Annotated in this window: 22 protein-coding genes; 2 read left to right on the forward strand and 20 right to left on the reverse strand. The window is 60.5% G+C overall.

The features are described from left to right. Positions 1–6: 6 nt before the first annotated feature. A complete protein-coding gene (locus tag WIX39_RS26085; protein WP_409196210.1) occupies positions 7–225 on the reverse strand; it encodes a hypothetical protein in 219 nt (72 codons plus the stop codon). A 156-nt stretch (positions 226–381) separates the two neighbouring features. Between WIX39_RS26085 and WIX39_RS26090 the strand changes: the two genes are divergently transcribed. After that, a complete protein-coding gene (locus WIX39_RS26090; RefSeq protein WP_409196211.1) occupies positions 382–588 on the forward strand; it encodes a hypothetical protein in 207 nt (68 codons plus the stop codon). A gap of 366 nt (positions 589–954) precedes the next feature. Here the strand turns inward: WIX39_RS26090 and WIX39_RS26095 are convergent, their stop codons facing one another. After that, positions 955–1,650: a hypothetical protein gene (locus tag WIX39_RS26095; RefSeq protein ID WP_409196212.1), complete on the reverse strand. Its 696-nt coding sequence runs from the start codon at positions 1,648–1,650 to the stop codon at positions 955–957. A 95-nt stretch (positions 1,651–1,745) separates the two neighbouring features. Between WIX39_RS26095 and WIX39_RS26100 the strand changes: the two genes are divergently transcribed. Further along, entirely contained in the window at positions 1,746–2,420 is a 675-nt protein-coding gene (locus tag WIX39_RS26100) for a TraB/GumN family protein (protein ID WP_409196213.1), read from the forward strand. A 21-nt stretch (positions 2,421–2,441) separates the two neighbouring features. Here the strand turns inward: WIX39_RS26100 and WIX39_RS26105 are convergent, their stop codons facing one another. From WIX39_RS26105 to WIX39_RS26190, 18 genes are all read right to left on the reverse strand, one after another. Then, positions 2,442–2,954, reverse strand: coding sequence for a DUF2514 family protein (locus WIX39_RS26105; RefSeq protein ID WP_409196214.1), 513 nt, complete (start codon positions 2,952–2,954; stop codon positions 2,442–2,444). Position 2,955: 1 nt separating this feature from the next. Next, entirely contained in the window at positions 2,956–3,480 is a 525-nt protein-coding gene (locus tag WIX39_RS26110) for a hypothetical protein (RefSeq protein ID WP_409196215.1), read from the reverse strand. Continuing rightward, positions 3,480–3,833: a hypothetical protein gene (locus tag WIX39_RS26115; protein WP_409196216.1), complete on the reverse strand. Its 354-nt coding sequence runs from the start codon at positions 3,831–3,833 to the stop codon at positions 3,480–3,482. The genes WIX39_RS26110 and WIX39_RS26115 overlap by 1 nt, the downstream gene beginning before the upstream one ends. Continuing rightward, complete coding sequence (locus WIX39_RS26120; RefSeq protein ID WP_409196217.1) at positions 3,830–4,177, reverse strand: hypothetical protein; 348 nt, start codon at positions 4,175–4,177, stop codon at positions 3,830–3,832. Before WIX39_RS26120 ends, WIX39_RS26115 begins: the two co-directional genes overlap by 4 nt. 3 nt (positions 4,178–4,180) lie before the next feature. Beyond that, positions 4,181–4,543, reverse strand: coding sequence for a hypothetical protein (locus tag WIX39_RS26125; protein ID WP_409196218.1), 363 nt, complete (start codon positions 4,541–4,543; stop codon positions 4,181–4,183). Further along, positions 4,540–5,037, reverse strand: coding sequence for a hypothetical protein (locus WIX39_RS26130; protein WP_409196219.1), 498 nt, complete (start codon positions 5,035–5,037; stop codon positions 4,540–4,542). Before WIX39_RS26130 ends, WIX39_RS26125 begins: the two co-directional genes overlap by 4 nt. A gap of 1,042 nt (positions 5,038–6,079) precedes the next feature. Further along, complete coding sequence (locus WIX39_RS26135) at positions 6,080–8,446, reverse strand: hypothetical protein (RefSeq protein WP_409196220.1); 2,367 nt, start codon at positions 8,444–8,446, stop codon at positions 6,080–6,082. Between the two features lie 3 nt (positions 8,447–8,449). Continuing rightward, the gene (locus tag WIX39_RS26140; RefSeq protein WP_409196221.1) at positions 8,450–10,426 is read right to left on the reverse strand and encodes a hypothetical protein; all 1,977 of its coding nucleotides are present in this window, start codon (positions 10,424–10,426) and stop codon (positions 8,450–8,452) included. Beyond that, entirely contained in the window at positions 10,426–10,749 is a 324-nt protein-coding gene (locus WIX39_RS26145) for a hypothetical protein (RefSeq protein WP_409196222.1), read from the reverse strand. Before WIX39_RS26145 ends, WIX39_RS26140 begins: the two co-directional genes overlap by 1 nt. Then, positions 10,746–11,231 (reverse strand): hypothetical protein, encoded by a 486-nt coding sequence (locus WIX39_RS26150; protein WP_409196223.1) that lies wholly within the window; start codon positions 11,229–11,231, stop codon positions 10,746–10,748. The genes WIX39_RS26145 and WIX39_RS26150 overlap by 4 nt, the downstream gene beginning before the upstream one ends. Next, positions 11,231–12,307, reverse strand: coding sequence for a hypothetical protein (locus WIX39_RS26155; protein ID WP_409196224.1), 1,077 nt, complete (start codon positions 12,305–12,307; stop codon positions 11,231–11,233). Before WIX39_RS26155 ends, WIX39_RS26150 begins: the two co-directional genes overlap by 1 nt. Then, complete coding sequence (locus WIX39_RS26160) at positions 12,295–12,690, reverse strand: N-acetyltransferase (RefSeq protein WP_409196225.1); 396 nt, start codon at positions 12,688–12,690, stop codon at positions 12,295–12,297. Before WIX39_RS26160 ends, WIX39_RS26155 begins: the two co-directional genes overlap by 13 nt. After that, entirely contained in the window at positions 12,687–14,117 is a 1,431-nt protein-coding gene (locus tag WIX39_RS26165; protein WP_409196226.1) for a hypothetical protein, read from the reverse strand. Before WIX39_RS26165 ends, WIX39_RS26160 begins: the two co-directional genes overlap by 4 nt. 71 nt (positions 14,118–14,188) lie before the next feature. Beyond that, on the reverse strand, positions 14,189–15,085 hold the full coding sequence (locus tag WIX39_RS26170; RefSeq protein ID WP_409196227.1) for a hypothetical protein: 897 nt from the start codon (positions 15,083–15,085) through the stop codon (positions 14,189–14,191). 2 nt (positions 15,086–15,087) lie between these two features. Beyond that, positions 15,088–15,672: a hypothetical protein gene (locus tag WIX39_RS26175; RefSeq protein ID WP_409196228.1), complete on the reverse strand. Its 585-nt coding sequence runs from the start codon at positions 15,670–15,672 to the stop codon at positions 15,088–15,090. Positions 15,673–15,735: 63 nt separating this feature from the next. After that, on the reverse strand, positions 15,736–16,104 hold the full coding sequence (locus WIX39_RS26180) for a hypothetical protein (protein WP_409196229.1): 369 nt from the start codon (positions 16,102–16,104) through the stop codon (positions 15,736–15,738). A gap of 12 nt (positions 16,105–16,116) precedes the next feature. Continuing rightward, on the reverse strand, positions 16,117–16,416 hold the full coding sequence (locus tag WIX39_RS26185; RefSeq protein ID WP_409196230.1) for a hypothetical protein: 300 nt from the start codon (positions 16,414–16,416) through the stop codon (positions 16,117–16,119). 17 nt (positions 16,417–16,433) lie between these two features. After that, a complete protein-coding gene (locus WIX39_RS26190; protein WP_409196231.1) occupies positions 16,434–17,423 on the reverse strand; it encodes a phage major capsid protein in 990 nt (329 codons plus the stop codon). Between the last annotated feature and the right edge of the window lie 2 nt (positions 17,424–17,425).

A 17,425-nucleotide genomic window follows, 5' to 3' on the forward strand; every position in this document is an offset into this window, starting at 1 on the left:
GCTTTTTCATGTGCATTGCTTTCGCAACCGGTTCAGTTCTGCTCGACCCTGCGGAGTGATGCGCAGGATGACGGCAGGGGGCTTCGAACCGCCGCCGGGCACCGGAAGATTCGCATCGATGAACTTCGCCGCGGCGAGCACGGCCGCGCAATTGATGTCAGCCTCTTCGAGAACAGCGAGGGGAAATTGCGCCTCCTCGATGCGACGCAGGAAATCCATCGGCATTGCAAATCCTCCACACAAGGTTTCGCGCGCGGGTATCGGTGTTCAGTGCTCCCCGCCTTGAATCTTTCCACGCTTCGTCCGGCCCGCTTGTAGGCTTGCGCCCACCGTTGCGGCCACCCCCGATCAGCACTGCTGCGGGTACGTGATCTCGAGAGGATGAAACGGCAGGCCGGCATCCGTCCCCTGGAGTTTCACTTTCACGAGATCCCCGCTCATTCCGGTGATGACACCGCGCCGGCCATTGATTTCGACTGCGCCGCCACGGCGCGCTGGCACCCCGAATTTCGCCCGGATGGCGGCAAGGTTGTCGGGCTTCTTGATACGCACTATTGGTCTTCAGCCTGCGGGGAGGCTGCCTTTTGAGTTTTGTTAACCCAAAGTACTACTTTTCCTGAGTTTCAAAGTCGGACAAGCACTCGAGCCTTTGTGCTGGAGACCGCACCGAGGCAAGCCACGAGCCGAGGCGGCTGCAGGGCCTGCTCGGCCAAATGACTGAAGTCGGGAAGAAGGCGAAGCCGATCCGCTGATTTGCGGAGCACGTTCATGGATTGCGGAACAGCGCTACAGAGATAGCGAAGCACGGAATCCAGAAGATACGGGGGATGGTGGTAGGCCGTGAGTGGCTTGAACACTCGACCAACGGATTATGAGTCCGTCGCAGATTCGAGCATTATCAACAACTTAGGGGGTATTCGGTTCCGCAATATTGCTGACTTTGCCGAGTGGAGGTCAAGTGCCAGAGCGGCGAGAGATTTTTTTGCGGAACTCATTTGGTTCTTCGATAACTCGAATCGCTTTGAGCCGGGGCAGCCTGATCTGTGGATCCGACACCATGAATTCCATGCCCGGCACCCTGGCGAACCCAGCTTGCCGATAGTAGGCCCGGAGTTTCCGAACCGCCGCTTGCTGTTCGCCTGTGAACTTGTCTAGCTCCAGTCGCGCGAACTCCGCTTGACCAGCCTCGGTCTTCATCTTGTACTCAAACTGCAGGGGGAATGGCTTCATTGCCACGATTCCGCAACCAGTGCCAAAGTGGAACTGCATCCATCTCAAAGCATGGAGTCCGTAGCGCTTGCCTCGATGCTCGGGAAGGATTTCAAGCCGGTCGAGAATCAGCATGTTAGGCGACCACCGTTCCCCGCCCTTCAACACTTTAGTGACCTCTGGGATAAATCCCATACCTTGGTCATAAAGGCTGAAATAGTCAATCGTGGTTGTGCTGCAATCGAAAACATCGAACACACGCTCTTGCTCGTTCATCGCCGACTCCACATCAATGATGATGACGGAGAACTGCCCTATTGTCGTGCGATGTTCGAAGTCTTCGTCTGCGCATAGCCGAACCTGGCCATCAATGCACCTGTGATAGCGGTTCGGCTCTTCATCATCAATCAGGGTTGTATGGCTGTAATCGAGTACGAGCATGAGCCTCCGTTTTGGCGCACATTGGATTTGATCGCCATCGTACCGCCGGCGGCCCGGTGGGCTTAGAGTCGGCCTCTCGCACTCGTTGGAGCAACATGTACTACGACATTACCGGAGCAAACACCCGCATCCTGGGGGCGCTTCACCTTTTTCCGCCGGGAGTTTCTTCGTTGCCTTGGTGGGTGATCGACGCATTCAACGGATCCGAACTGATCGAGATGGAACATGACCATGCCGAATTCGACGCGCAGTTCATTGACCCCAACACCAAAGCTATCAAGCCTTGGGCCGCGTTGATCATCAAAATGCGACAGGCCTTCGCAGAGATCGGCGGTCAGCCTGGAGTGGAGTCGATTTTCTCGGGTGCCCTGCAGACAAACGCGAGGCCGCCGATGACCTACCTTGAAACCGGCAGATCGGTGGCTGATCTGCTTGACGCCGTACCTGCGCAGGATCTGGCATCCGTGGAACTTGCGATGACTGAGGCTAGACCAACGATGCTAGATACCCTGGCGGCAACTCATTCGGCTTGGGAGGCCTGCGACTATGCGGCCTTGGTGAAGCTACAAGCGGGAAGTCCGCTCGCTTCCATGCCCTCCTTGCGTCACGCGTTCTTTGACGCTCGTAATGAGAGCTGGGCCAATACCATTGCCGCGCGGGGCGTTTCCGCGAAGCGGCAGTTGTTGGTGGTTGGTGCTTTGCATCTTGTCGGCCCGAACAATTTGCTTGACCGCTTGGTTCGTCGCGGACTGGCGATCACGCACATTTAGGGCAGCCCGGTGCGGCTGCCCTTAGGGGAGCCGCTTAGGCTGTAGTCCAGCGTCCCAAGACCGCTCACAGATGCTCCCGGCGATTCGAAGCCGGTCAGCATAGCCGCCGACGATTTCCGCTCGCGTGTCAGCCCGCTCAAGCAAGAGGGCGAACACTCCGATGGGGTCGGAATCAGGCTGACCCGTCCCTGTGCTGGTAGTTCGGGAAAGCTCTCGGGCTCGTTGGGCGGCGGCGCGATAGACGTTGCGCAAGCGCTCACCATCAGCGCTAGCCCCAGCGACATCAGTTTCAAGCGCTGCAATTCTTTCTTGACCATCACGGGCCTCCTTGTTGACTGCGGCCTGCCGCGCTGCCGCCAATAGCGAGCGGGCACGGTCGGCAAGAATGCGCTGCTCTTGTTGAGCCAGCTTGTAGGCGTCAAAGTCATTGCGGACTGTCGCCTTTCCAGACCGCCACACAAAGAAGTGCGTGAAGGCCAGCACCACCGCGATTAAGATGCCTATCCAGACTTTCGGGTTCAGCAGCGCGGCCATGTCACTTCAGCCCCAGGACAACTCTAGCGGCGCGATGGTGGTTTTCCCACTCGGCGCGCAGTTGAGCGCGCTTGGCCGGCGTGCCACGGTCGTATGCACCCGGGCGCCAGGTTCGAAGGTAGAGCTTCCAGGCGCCTTCCGTGTCATCGGTGGCCGGCAGCGCTGCAGGGTCCGTGTAGTACAGCAGCCGAGCCACGCCAGCGGCCAGCACATCATCAGTTTCAAGCGTGGCCCAGATCGTCGGGATGTCGAACGCCACATTGCGGGCCTGGCAGAGGTTGTGCAGATGCCCGGTGGATGCCGGATGTGTGTAAACACCCTTTACACCGCCGTTCCGCTCACACTGCCAGAAGCCACGGGCCGGCCCTTTGCCGCCTCCGTTGAGTACCTGCGCGCGGTCCTTGTACTTCGATTCGTGCGCTCCCGTGGTTAGGACGATGACACGCGATTTAGGCGTGTCCATGCCGCCCGGCAAGATCGCGAAAGCCGGATTGATTGCGGTCTTGATGACATCAGCGAGTTGCATCATTGCTCCTTGCCTACGTTGATCTGAACCGCGTCAGTGCCGACATTTGTTGTCACTTCACCAGTCTTCACAGCCTGTTTTAGTGTGGCTTCACGGATCGACTTTTGTTGCATCGCCTTCGCGGCTGGAAGAACCACGAAAAGCAACACGGATTGGATGATGATCTTGGTCTGGGTGGACCACTGGAATGCTCCGCTCAGTAGGTCGAATTGATCCAGTGCCGACTGAATCCAGCCAGGCGCGAACTGCACCAGCCCCGCAAGAATGCCGGTCCACATTGCAGAGGACCGATACCAAGCGGCGGCAAAGTGCGTGTCGTACCACGCGACAAGGCGCGCTTTGAGCGAATTCATGGAAACCTCCGGGGTGTAGTGGTGGTCGATGGGGTCGCTGCTGCTGCTGCGGCGGCATTGGCCTGCGATTGAGCTTTGATGCTGCGGATTTCGCCCTCAATGTTTTCCATGCGGAAGCGCAGCAAAGCCTGTTCGCCGGCTAGCGTGGTGACTTGCTGATTGCCGGCCTTTACTGCGATCTTCATCTCGGCCACGTCATCAACCAACTTCATGTTTGAGAAGTAGATGGAGATGATGAAAAACGCTGCGCCGCAAGACGCGCAGACCAGCCCCCAGAGAGGAACGCGCAAGTCCACAAAGCGAGACACCACGGCTGCAGGATCGGTAGGTGTGTTCTGGTTCATGGTCTACCCCTCATGCACTCCTGCAGGATCCACAACATCCAGCAACGCAACGCGAATGGCGAGCGCCCAGCGTTGGCGCCAAGTCGGCGGGGCATTGCTCAGGCGCCATAGACGCGTGGATAACGTCCATTCGCGCGGCAGTTCACAGAAGACGATGGTTCCAGCCACCAGGTTCACGAAGAAGTCGAGCACCAAGCCGACTCCCAGCGTGAAATAACCGAAGGCCTTCACCCATGGCTTGCCTTCTAGGCCGCCCGCATCGCGGACCATCTTCAGTCGCATGACCGCCGCATAGAAGACCCACAGCATCCAGATCGCGAAGACCATGCCGAAGGCCAATTTGAGGGGGAGAAGTAGGTAGATCATTTGATCGCGTCCGAAAAGGCTTTTCTCAGGTCCACGGGTAGCGCCATCGCCAGTCCGAGGTACGCCGCTTTCACCGCCTGCCGCATGTCCTCGTAGGTCACGCATGCAGACAGATCGGTGTTCATGATGTCGCGCAGGCCTTGCTTGGCAACCTCCAACGCCAGCGCGCGGGCCGTCTCGCCCTTCGTCAGGCAAGTTGCCTGCAGCCCATCCAGAACGGTAATGATCGGTTGGCGCTGGATGCGCGTATCAGCCTTGGCTTGAGCTACGAGCTCGGCATGAGTAGGAATGTGAATCGCAGGATGGCTGAATGTCTCGCCGTCGTAGATGTCTCCATCCATCGTGTCTTCGGGACACTCGACCAGCGTTGCAACAAAATCGGGGTGGTAGAGATCGCTAAGCGGGATCTCTTGCCCGGCGTTAGGGCCTTCCGTATAAAACTGCGGAAGAAAAATCCCCACTACTCGGCCATCTTCGATCCGAGCGTGGTTCATTTATGCGTACTCCCTGATCACCACGAGACCGCCTTCTGTTGCGGCAATGCCGGGTTGCGGTGAAGCAGTGCCAAGGCCGTTGTATTTGCCGCCTGCTCCCGTGCCGTATCCATTCGGTATCCCGGAGCCGCTAAGACCGCCGAGACCAGCACTCGTAAAACCGATGCCGGCACTTAGCACCTGTGGCGGATTCCCGCCCAGCAGTGCCAACATATTCGCCCCCGATGGGAGTGAACCAACTGCTGGTCCATTCGTGCCACCAACACCGGCATTTGCAACCCCGGGGGGGCTTCCGTTTCCGCCTGGCGCAGTCAGGAGCGCGCCAACACTACTTGCGCCGCCCGCGCCGCCCGTGCCCCCGGCTGGAGCCGCAGCACCTGCCGCGCCTACGGTCACAGTGACGCCGGAAAATCCGGTTGTGTAACGGCCTACTCCGTATGCGCCACCTTGCCCACCGCAGCTAAACGCTTGCTGTGACCCGGTTGTGGTTGGATTCCCGCCGCTGCCACCCCCCGCACCAGTAGCCTCAATGATCACGGCTACGGTGTTGCTTAGCGGCGTGAATGTGGTGGCTGCTGTCGTGGTCGGCGCCGCCCCATCAACAATGATGTTTTGAACGCCTGCGATGCGCACATAAACGGTAGTTCGAAGAAGTCTTCCCGTTTGTTGCGTGAAATTGATTGCGTCGGTATTGGCGGATCCCGCAGCCAGGCCGGTAATCTTGTTGTTCCCCATCGAGAGGTTTCCCGTCATGGGGGTCTGTCCATCGGCTGATACCGATTGGCTCATGGCTGACACTAGGTCAGTCAGGAGAGCATTCCAATCACTGGTGAGCGCGGTTACGCCGTTGACGCCGGGAACCCAAGTGCTGGGCGGCGGCACATAAGTTCCGGTTCCGTTTCTTGGCATGTGTAGTCCTTAGAATGCAAAAAGCGCCCACTTGGGGCGCTTGAAGGAGATGTATGGTTTGGGTCTGGCTGCTTTTAGGCTTGGTTGCCTTGATAGCCCTCGGCTTGTTGTCCGAGTGGCTCAATTCGGGCGGTTAGCGCCCTTCGGTGTTCATTAGGTCAAGGTCCACGTCAACGCGCGGCTTGTTGGCGTCCTGCGCGGCACGCTGGCCCATCAACAGATTGACTAGCATCTGCTGCTTCATCGGGCTGTAAGTGCCGTTTGCGCGCGCGATCTCCTGCAGGCGTTGAACTGAGTCGGGGGATGCCAGCGCATCTGCCAGCTCCTTTGTCGCCAAGCTGTTGCGCCAGGCATCGGCTTGCCCAGGAATGGCTCGGATCGGTCGCATCAGAAAATCCACAGCCTTGCGGCCACCCAGCATGGAGCTTTCAGCCATGTTGGCGGCGGTGGCCGAATTGACCTCCGGTTTCATGCCCTGCGCATGGAAGGTGTCCAGCAGGTCAATCAACGGCGTAGGGCTCTTGCCAGAGGCCCGCAGAGCGGCAATCAGGTTCTCCCTCTGCATGGGGTTGTCCGCTACCTTCTTCGCGAACTGGTAGCCGCCTTTGGGGTTGTTCGCGATGCCGCCGCCGTTCGACTCGTTAAACGTGCCTTCCAGGTACTGCCGGATGAAGCGTGCCGGCACGCCAGGCGCTTCCGCGTCGATGGTCCGCACCGTCTTGCTTACAACATCGGGCGTCACATCCCATGGCTTTTCCGGCAGCAACACGCCGGCCTGCACCGGGAATTCATCCGAGCGAGTGAGCTTCCCGATCTGGCCTTTCTCCATCGGCGTCACGTAGTCGCGCGACAGTTCGGCGTACTTTGCGCGGCCTGCGGCGATGTCGGGGCTGATGTCCTTGATCACCTTGTCGAGCCCAGTCACGTAAGGGCCGATCACGCCGGCAACCGTCTTTTCGTCGCTGGTCGGGATAGCGCTCAGTTCCGTTTTGTTCCGGTTGGCCTTGTAGACGGATTCCAACTGAGACGGGAGCAAGATCGGTTCGCCGCCCGGTGCGATCTGGTCGCGCAGGTCCTGCAGGATCTTCCCTTCCTGTGTCGGGCCTGCCAGTTTGATGCGTCGGTCAAGATCGGCCAGATAGCCGGTGACCTTGGTCCTGATCTCCGGCAAGTTCTTTGCGGCCAGTGCATCCTGCGACTTGTTCAGCGCAGCCTGCGCTGCCTCGATCTCAGCAACGCGAGCAAGGCGGGCCGCTTCGAATTCGGGAACTGCAGCAATTGCCTCGTTCATCCGGTCGTTTTGCGGCGCATAGCGACGCGGGAAGGTCGGGTAGCCGGGGACTGGAGACCACTGGGATGCTGCGGCGTCCATCTCGTTGGCATACGCCAGGTTCTTCCCGCCGAGCTGTACAACTTGGTCCCGCGCCTGCTCACGCCCGCGCAGCTTGTCGGCGAGCATCGGAATTTGCTCGCCCAGGCCAATGGCTTCCGCATCGCTGGCGCGCTGCGCCTTGTAGAAGGGGCCGGCCTCTGCGCTGCGCGCTTGGTGTGCCGTGCGGATAGCATCCGTTGCGCCTTGCTGCAGGAGCCCGGCCAGCGCGTCTGGCGCGGGATCGACAGGGGCGATTTCACCGAATGCGCGGCCTGCTGCGGTCGTGTTCCGACCGGCGCGCGCCTGCATCATTGGCGTGAGATTGCGCGCCGCCGCGTCGGACTGCTCCGTAACCCGCTGCTGGGTCTGCATCTTCGGATTCAGGCCCGTAATCGCTTGGATTGCTTCGTAGCCAGTAAGCGGCGTGCCGGCAGCGGCAGCGCGTTTCAGCAGCGCGTCGGCCATTGCCAACTGCTCTTTCGAAACGCCATTGAGCGCCGCCGCCGTGCGGTCGCCAGCAGATCCACGGGCGGCCAGGAACGCGCCAGGCACAGCGCCCGCTGCAATGGAGGCCGCAGTCTGCAGCGCCGCATTGCCAGACTCGCTGCCCGTGTCAACTTGCCTTGCGGCCTCAAGCCCTGCGCCGGCTCCCGCGCCGGACGCAAGCGCCGCCGTGACATCGCGCACGATGGGAACGATAGCGCCACGCGAGGCATTGCGGGCGATGGCTGAAGGGTTAATACCGCCACCGCCAATGCTCTGGCCCATCATGTCAACGATGCGCCCGCCTGCGGTCGTCGGCTCAGCAGCCGGTCGAATGGCGCCAACCTTGGTCAAGATGTCATGAGCGGCATTCGTCGGCGGCTTCACGTCAACAGCGTATTCCGGATGGCCTGCCGCAGTCGCGATTGATCCGGAGATCATCCGCGACAAGTTCATGAGGTTTTCGGGCGCATTGTTGAAGCTGTCCACCAGTCCGGCGAAGCCCTTGGGAATGCCGTTGATGAATGACCGTGCAAGGCCGGGAGGCTCGCCCGAAAGCACGCGCAAGCCGTCATCGGAGACCTTCGACATGTCCCCCGACTGCATCGCCTGCAGGTCGGCGTCAGAGAGCTTTGATAGATCCATCGATCAACCTCCGTTTTTGGCGCGGCGCCGTGCCAGCTCCTGCGCGGCCAGGCTGCGCAAGTCCGGCGCTGCTGGGGCCGCAGCACGCGAAGCGCTCGCCCCGCTCGGAGCATCCGGGAAAAGGCGGTTCGCTGCGGCGTAGTCGGCAAGCTGCTTGTCAAACCCGGCGTCAAGGCGCCCGTTTTGCCGCTCGTAGTCGTTCGCCATATTCGCCACTTCAATCTGACGCTGCGCGATCTTTCGCTGATTCGCGATGATCAGCGCACGGCCTTCCGGCGTCTTCTCGAGTCCTGGCGTTTGGGCCTTCAAGAAGTTCCGGTCAGCATCCGACATGGCGCCAGGCATGCCGCCGCCGTCAGCGGTCGAACGCTGGTCAAGCGCCATCTTGTTGGTAATCGACTGGATGGCCTGTTCCGCGCCTACGCCCTTCACGTCTAGGCCGAACGAACTTGCAATGTTCTTCAGCCCAGAGATGTTTTCCGCAGCGCCGCCTTTGGCCACGTTGGGATCTTTGAAGAGCTGATCTAGCGTATCCAGGTTGCTGAGCATGCTGGAGGCCGAAGAGCGCGCCTTCTGCAGGTTCCCCGCCTGCGTGGCGAAATCCTTTGCGCGGCTTGTCTCGTACTCCTTCGCGGCGTCAGACTGGAGCGGGATGCCAGGGGCGCCACCAGCGGGCGCAGCGGTGCCGCCCGCACCCGCCGAAGTCCCGTACTTCTTCATCTGATCCGTTAGCCGGTCAATTTCGGCTTGAATGATCTGCTTTGAAGAGGCGTCAGGGACCTTGGTCAAGTCGTTGCGTAGGGCGGCGATTTCGCGCGCAGCGGCAGCGCCCGGGTCGTCGTTGATGACCGCAGAGCGCCCCATGGCCGCCTCTGTCGGGTTCGCCGTTCCCATTGGCCCGCGCGGCTGCATGCCGCCTCCGGTGGGAGCGCCACCAGCCATCTCGCGAGCCTGGGCGCGCGTGACCATAAGAGGGCCGTTCGGCGTGTTGACCGTGACCATCGTGTCTTCGGATTCGGCTCGCTGCCGGGCCTGCGCCACCATGCCTTCGCGGCGAGCCTGAGCCTCTGCAAACCCTGGGATCGGCGATGCCACGCCACCATTCACGCCAATGCCCGCTTCCGTCTTCGGTGCGGTGAAGATTGGCCGGCCAGTCACTTGGTCGTATAGCGTGCCGCCTTCGGTCACGTTGGAAGGCTTGCGGGCCTCCATGATCATCTTGGCGACTTCGGCGGGATCTTTGCGGAACGCCAAGCGCGCGAGGCCTGCAGGAACCTGCCCCGGGTTGTCGCCCAGGAACTGACTGCGGCCAGCCATGGCAGGCGCTGGAGCGCCTTGAGGGGCCATGCCGGCATCCATGGCACCAGGCGCGCCCATTGCAGGCCCTGCAGGCCCCATAGGAGAGCCGGAAGGCGCAGCAGGCAGCCCCCCAGCCCCGCCGCCACCACCACCGACACCAAAGGCCGATTCAAAGGCGGAATCCTGCATCTTCTGTTCCATCAGCTTTGCGGCCAATGCTTGCAGCGTCGGGTTGTCCGAGCGCATGCCGATGCCCAGGGCTTTGTTCTGGTCGGCGGGAACACCGGGAACCGCGTCGGCCCGCGCCACGGGCATGGGGTTGCCCTCGTCGTCGTTGGGCGTGAGGGGCGGGATGTCTCGCGCAGGCTTGCCGGGCGTACCACTGAGGGCGGACAGAAAGTCGTTGGACTCCTTCTCGCGCGCGCTCTTCATGCGCTGCACCAAGTCTCGCTCGTTCTGGTCGGCTTCGCGTTGCTTGTAGCCGCCCGCCAAAGCGCTGACCAGTTGCGACAGGTACGAGGTTGCAGCCGGCGCAACATAGTGACCGCTGACCATCTGCCCCTGTGGCGTGGCTTGCCCTTGCTTCAGAAGAGCTGCCGCAATCTCTCGCTGGCGCTGGATCTGCCCAGCATCAACAGCCGATTCGGTGCCGGGTTGGAAGAAATTGACGGTGTTAGCCATTACGAAGCACCTCCACCAAAGAGGCCGCCGAGCCAGGTTCCCATCTTCTGCATCGGCGTCACGTCACCGTTTCCACCGTTCAGGATGTCGGAGGCCCGGCTTGCATCTCGCAGTTGATCGCGCTTGTAGCCACCGGCCAGCGCATTCACCAATTGCCCGGCGTAGGAGGCCTCCGAAGGCGGGATGTAGTGCCCGTTAACGGTCTGCCCTTGCTGCTGCGTACCGCCACGGCGCAGCAGTGCCTGGGCCATGGCTTGTTGTTGCTGGAATGCGGCAGGATCGCTGGCCGGGTCCGGAGCTGCTTCAAAAAAGTTTGCGTTCATGAGAGGCCCTCGATCAGTTTTCTGGTCTGCAGTCGCGTCGATTCGACCAATGGAGCCCATTGGCTGGGGACTGCGACGGCTTCCAGCTCTTGCATGTGGTGCGGGTCTTCGATTGCGTGAAGGCGCAGGGTTCGCCCGGCCTGTGCACCGTGGGCCTTTTCGACGGCTTCCACGTACTCAATCGGAATGGGATGGCCTTCGAGCGCCTTCATGTACCCAAGTAGCGCCACGGGATGCACGTGTCGAACCAGGTAGTACGCCATGCCGGCGAGCTGGGCCGCACCGAAGTGAAGATTGATCGGGTGTTCTCCCAGATCCTCCTTCAGCCATTCGGCATGCCCTTTCTCGTCTTCGAGATGCTTTGCATAGAAGGCCTTCAGATCGCCTTCAAATCCATCATCGCCCAGCAGAAAGATTGCCTCTTTCAGCAGGAATTCGCTTGCGATGATGACCTGATAGAAAAACGCGAGATGGTCGAGCATCAGTAGAAGGAGGCGATGGTTGCAAGCACGCCGATGCCTGCCTGGGTTGCCTGGGCCGATTGCGCGTTCTGCGCGTTCACATTGCCCACCTGGGATTCATACTGAGATTTCGTCGCGCCCAACAGATCAGGCCCGCTGGTCTGTCCTTGCTGGCCTGGCGTGTTGAAAGTCGGGTTCGTGACTTGGGAGCCGGTGCGCAGCGCGTTCAGTTCGTTCAGCGGAAGTTGGCGCAGAAAGTTGCGCTGCTGCAGCGTGGCCTGATTGCCTGAGATCGCTTGATTGAAAAACTGGTTCTGAGCCTGCAGGCCTGCGAGCTGCGCGGCGATGTCGGCATCTGCTCGTTGTTTGCCAAACTGGCTTTGCCCGATGCTCCAGCCTTCAGAACCTTGCGTCAGCCCTTGATTCGCCAGTTTGGCGTCAAGCGCGGCTTGTTGGCGGTCAAGTTCGGGGTTCTGGCGCTGGCGGATAAGGTCCGTGGCACGGTCCCAGCCATCCATCCCGGTTTTGTCGTTGATGTCGATCAGGCCGGAAGTGTCGAAGGGCGTAGCCAACGAGCTGCGAACCCGGTCCATTGCAGTGCCCTGCAGATCAGCGAGGCCGAGGCTTGTTTTGTTGAATGCGTCGAGAAGCTGCTTTCCGGTATCGCTCAGCTCGATCTGCGAAGACCAGGTGTCAGGGTCGCTGGTGAACTGTTCGCGCGTCGGCTTCTGATAGGCGCCTGTGTGCGCGTAATACTCTCGAAGCTGCTGAGCCTGCGCCTTGTCATCCATGTTGTCCAAGGCGTTTTGAGTCCACTCGTAATCCTTGACGGCCTTGTCATACCCGGCTTGGTCAAAGCCCGTGCCCTGCGTGTATTTGATGCTTCCGTAAGGCGTGACCTGATTGATGCGGTTGGCTGCGGTCGTCGCGCGCGCGGCAGCCAAATTGCCTGCGGCCTGGGCGTTGGCCTGTCCGATGTAGTCGGGCGCGGCGGGCGCGGCGGACTTGCCACCATACAGGCGCATGCGACCAGCGACAGGCGCGAACGCCCGCTCATCGTATTGGGGGATGTCTAGTAGGTGTTTCATTTGATCCATCGGCATTGCTGCCGCGTCATGGTCAGTAAGACCAGATCACCAGAACGACCGCCATCGACAATCCGGGCCTCTTCGATGAAGCCTAGATGTTTGTCGAAGCGCAGCGCCTTGGTGTTGGTCGAGTCAACCAAACCGATTACCTTCAAGACTCCCAGCTGATTAAACGGGTAGTCGAAGCAGATTCGGGTGTATTCCCGCGTCACTGGTTTTTCGATGGCCACATGCATGCACACCGAACGACCATTGAACATGTCGTAAAGGACGCCAGCGGTTAGCGCCCCGTCAGTCTCAAAACCAATTGCACTGGATGTGCCGGGCTCATAGGTGCCCTTCGTGCGCTCGCATACCCATTGGCCTACACGGTCGGCGTCGAAGACGATCACGCCAGCACCCCGCCAACCTGATACACGTAATCTGTCGCGTTCCAGACGACCATCGAGCCATTCGCTTGCACCGTGAGCCGCAAGGCGCCGTAGTAGCCCACTCCGCCCACGGTCTCCCATGAGCCGATCTGCTGCAGACTTCCGCCCCAGATCATCGAGCCCCAAACCATCGTTCCCCAAACCATCGCGTTGGTCGGCGGGATGTACGAAAGCGCACCATCAGCCGGGGAGTCGAGAAAGTCGAGATCCAGGCCGTAGAGGATCGAGGGATTGCCGTCCGCCGTGAGCGATGGGCGCACCATCGTGAAATACTTCGCGGCAGCCGGCGCACCGAAGTGCTGATAGGCGCTCAGTGCATCCGCTTGAATCTGCGCGGTGTTGTCGAACTGCCCATTCCACGCCTTGCAAACGGCATTGGTGGTGCCGAAGAAGATCGATTGCCCGGTGACCTCCCAGCACATCGCATTCATGTTGGTGAACTTTGTCCACGAACCTGAAATCGTGTTCTGAACGAACTGGTAGTTGTTTAGGTTGTTGCTGGGGACATTGATCCAAAGCTGATTGGCATCCGGGAAAAGCGTCGTCTGCCAACCGTAGTTGGTCGAATACGTGGTGGTCGCGTCCGCGATCAGCTTTTGAATCTTGTCCGTCACCGCGATGGAGCGGTCAATAGTCGATGACTGCAGCGCCCTGCTCAGCGGATAAAGCCCATCCTCAGAAAGCAAAAGGCAGTCGCCGGCAACCTTGGTCAGACATTTGCGGCCGATGGGGCGCCCAACCAGGTAAACGCCTTGCTTCGTCCAACTTGCCGGATCTGCCCCTTGGTAGACGGCCACCTCTCCTTCGGACGAGACGAACACCGCCATGTCATTCATGCCGTTGCCGGCATCGACTGACCATGTGCCCATCGCCATCAGATAGCCGCCACGGCCAAAGATCGTTGACAGGTCGAATGCGGTAGCCGCTCCGGCAATGCTCTGAACCGCCAGATACCAAACCTTGAGCGTGTTCTTTTCGACCATGAACAGCCGATTCCCGAACACGTTCACATTGATGATGTTGTTTGTCGAAACGCCAGTGACTGCGGGCACGCTCCAGGCGGCGCCGTTGTACATCTGCGCCGGATCAACGCCATTCACCATCCAAAGGAACGACCCGCCAGGGGTCACAATGTTTGTGTGCTGCCACTGCGCCGAAGACATACCGGTGACCACAGCAGCGCCAACCGGGCCGGCGCCGGTTGCGTCGAAGATCGAGCCGCCAGCCGCAGCGAACAGCTTGTATGCGCCACTCGTCGGGGCGTAGCGCATCAATGTCTGGACGGGGTTGACATACCCCGTAGACCATTGCGTCCATCCCTTGCGGACTTCCACACTGGAAGGGCCTGGCCACCAGTTCTCCAGGATCACCGCATCCGTTGGCTTCATCGCGGCCAGCGGATCTCGCGCATTGAGACCCCCGATAGGCGCGGGAAAGGAACGGGTCCGCGCGGCCTGCATTACGAAGCGCTCCAATTCCCGTCAGGGATGTTCGCGGTTCCGAGATAGATGCTCCCGCTGACCGGCGACAGAGAGAGCTTCGGCGCGCTCTTGTCCTGCGCCTTGATGGTGCTCAGGAGGTTGTTGAATTCCTGCATCTCAACGCTGAAATCCAGGCCCTTGGCGCGAAGCCAACGCATCTTCAAACCAACGACCATCAGCGAGTCATCAAAGATCGTCGTATCGGTGTCAGCAGTGAATGCCGGCTTGGTCGTTCCCGATGCGGCCACGACCCACGAAGACGAGATGTATTCATAGGCGAACGTGAGCCCGTTGGGCGGCGGCGGGCTGATCTGCAGCGAGCCACCTTGGATGCGAAAGCGCTCACGCGGGCCGGCATAGACGATCCCGGATTTAAAGGACTGCCACTCCTGGGCCGACTTCGGCCCGAGCATCGGCCAACGGTTCGTGCGGTCCCATTCGGTCTGGGGGATTTGCTTCAACCAGTCGGAAGGCAGCGGATACGCAACCTGCGACATAGTGACCGTTTGAAGGCCCGCGATGGTTGATGGCATGTTCATGGTGAACTGCGTTGAGCTGTCCACCGACAGCACCGTCGAAAACGGCGTCGTATTGCTGCTGTTCAGGCCGAAATTGGTAGTGATCCCCGTGGTGCTGGCGGTGGTGACTACCGGACTGCCGAGCGTGAAGGTGGCTTGGATGTCGAATGCAACCGTGTTGACGATCCACTCTTTATCCAAGCGCTCCCATTCGAACTGTCTTGCGAGGTCATGCCCATGTCGATTCAGCAGGGCGAAGAGCTGCCGGATCTGTGCATTGGTCGAGCTGACCACCGCAGTAGGCGGCGAAATGCCCAGCTCGTTGCAGACCTGCTGAATCAACTGGAGCAAGGTCATTCTTAGGCCTCTTGACCTTCAGCACGGCGTGCAGGACGACCGGGGCGGCGCGGCGCCGGTTCGTCGCCGGCTTCTTGTGCCGCCGACATCTTCGCTACCTGCTCCCTCAGCGCGTCCATTTCATCGCGCAGGCGCTTGTTTTCTGCGGCGTACTGCTCGGCCTGGGCGCCACCGGCTGCGGCAGCGACTGCGGCCTTTGCCTTGGTGCGGAGTTCCATGGTGCCCATGCCCACGTTCTGGCATGCGGCGTCCGACATGTCGGCGAGCATTTCGACGGTGTGCACGCCCATGTGCTTCAGCGTCTTCACCTGGGCGGTGTTGACTGCGGGCCACGATTCGAGGCGCCAGCCGTTGACCACTTCATCCACGTTGCCGGCCTTGAAGCGCGCCCACTGCTCGGGGAAGCGTTGCTGATATCCGATGTCCGCCACCGTGTCGATGATGGTGTTTGGTTGCCCGGGAATGGCAATCGTGATGAATGGCTTTTCCACGTAGACCGGGTGGCCCGCCGCTTCGCTCTGGTACTGCGACGAAACGGAGTCCATGCGAAATTCAACGTGCACTTTTTGAGATTCAACGTATTCCATGAGGGATTTCCTTTGGGCAAAAGAAAAGGCCTCCCGAAGGAGGCCTTTGAGGGGTAGCGTTGGTTAGGCGCTGAGGACGGCGATCATGTTGCCGTTGGCGTCGCGTGCGGTGAAAACCGCAGTCTTGCCAACGCCGACAGAGAAGCCCGCATTGGCCGCGCCGGTTTGAATGGCGCCGCCCGTGACGGGGTAGACCAGCAGCGCGTTCGCGCCGAGGTTTGCCACCGTGATGCCATCACCCGTGCCCGTTGCCGGGAGCTGCACGCCCGTAGAGGCGGCGGTGGTGGTCACGATGTTGTTAACGGCGGACAGCTTCAACGCATTGGCTTGCGTGGTGCCAGCGGCGGTAAGGTTGTTGGCAACCTCCCCAACGATGGCCTGCGCAAGCAATGGCGGCGTGCTGAACGCCATGAGGTTTTGAACCTGTGCCATTGCTTTTCGCCTTTACACGTTGGCCTTGCTGAACCAACCCGTATCGCCGGCCACCATCGCCACCGGGGGCGACGTGTAGGCGCCACCCGAGGCCGTAGCCAGGAAGGTGGAAGCGTTCACGGTGCACACAGCGGTGCTGGCGCTGATCGACGCATTCGCTTGCGCGTACACGTAGGTCTTTCCGTTGGTTGCCTGAACGATGGTGCCCAGGATGGCATCCGGGCGGTCTGCGCCGGAAGCGATGTCCGTAGCCAGAGTGGTGCTGTTGAGATCAACGCCCAGTTTCTGATCGGTGGTGAATGGTGCTGCCATTTCTGTTCCTTCCTTTCTTACGCGCCAAGCACAGCTTGGAACTGCGAGCCGCTGGTGGTGAGGTTGCCGGCCCAGCCGATCAGCTTCACCACAGCATCTTGGTTGACCGACTGACGATCACCGCCAATCGGCACCATGTTGCGTTCCGAGTGGGGGCGGAAGAACATGTAGTCGCTGTTGATGAAGTACATGCGGTTGGTCGGGATCGAACCACCGATGCCGCCATCGCAGAAAACCTGCATCTTCTTGCCGGCGCCGTAGTACGACAGACCGGCAAAGCCGCTGGTTGCGGTCTTGTCGTCGGTAACACGCTGGATGGCCTGCATCGACTCCAGGAAGAAGCGGTAGTAGTTGTTGTCCGCCACGGCCACATCGGGGGCGTCAGCGCCGCGAATGGTCTGCAGCAACACGCGGTTCATGTAGCTCTGGATGTTGGCCGACGAAGCAGCCGCGCCGCCGTCAGTCAGCGCCGAGAACGCCACGTTGCGCCAGAAGGTCCAGGTTGCGCGGTTGATGCCGCCGTAGGTGCCCGAAGTCGGCGTGGTCGAAACCGCAGCAGCCAGGCCGGTCAGGTTCTTGCCACCGTTGCCGGTGCCGTCGCCGTAAACGCCTGCGCTCAGCGTGTTCATGAGCTGCTTTTCGGCAAGCGACACGCGACCATCGAGCAAGTCGATGATTTGCTGTTTGTTGGCGTTCTGGAGGGTCTCCAGGCCGTTCACGGTCACAGCAGCAGCGTACTGCTTGATGTCGAACTGCGCGGCGCTGATCGGGCTGTTCGGCGTGATGTCGATCACGTCATAGCCGCTGTACGAGCCAGCGTTCTGCGTGTTCGCATCGTTGTACATGATCTCCTGCAGGATCACGTTACCGCCGCTGAAGGTCTTCACGTTGCCGCGTTCGTTCAGCCAGTTCAGGAGCGCGTTTTGCTTGAGCGCGTTGTCCGCGAGCTTGCCGCTGCGGTTCTGGATCGTGGTCGCCACGATGTCGGAGAGGTTTGGGAATGCCATTT

Source organism: Variovorax sp. AB1(2024), from assembly GCF_037482385.2.
GTDB lineage: Bacteria > Pseudomonadota > Gammaproteobacteria > Burkholderiales > Burkholderiaceae_C > Variovorax.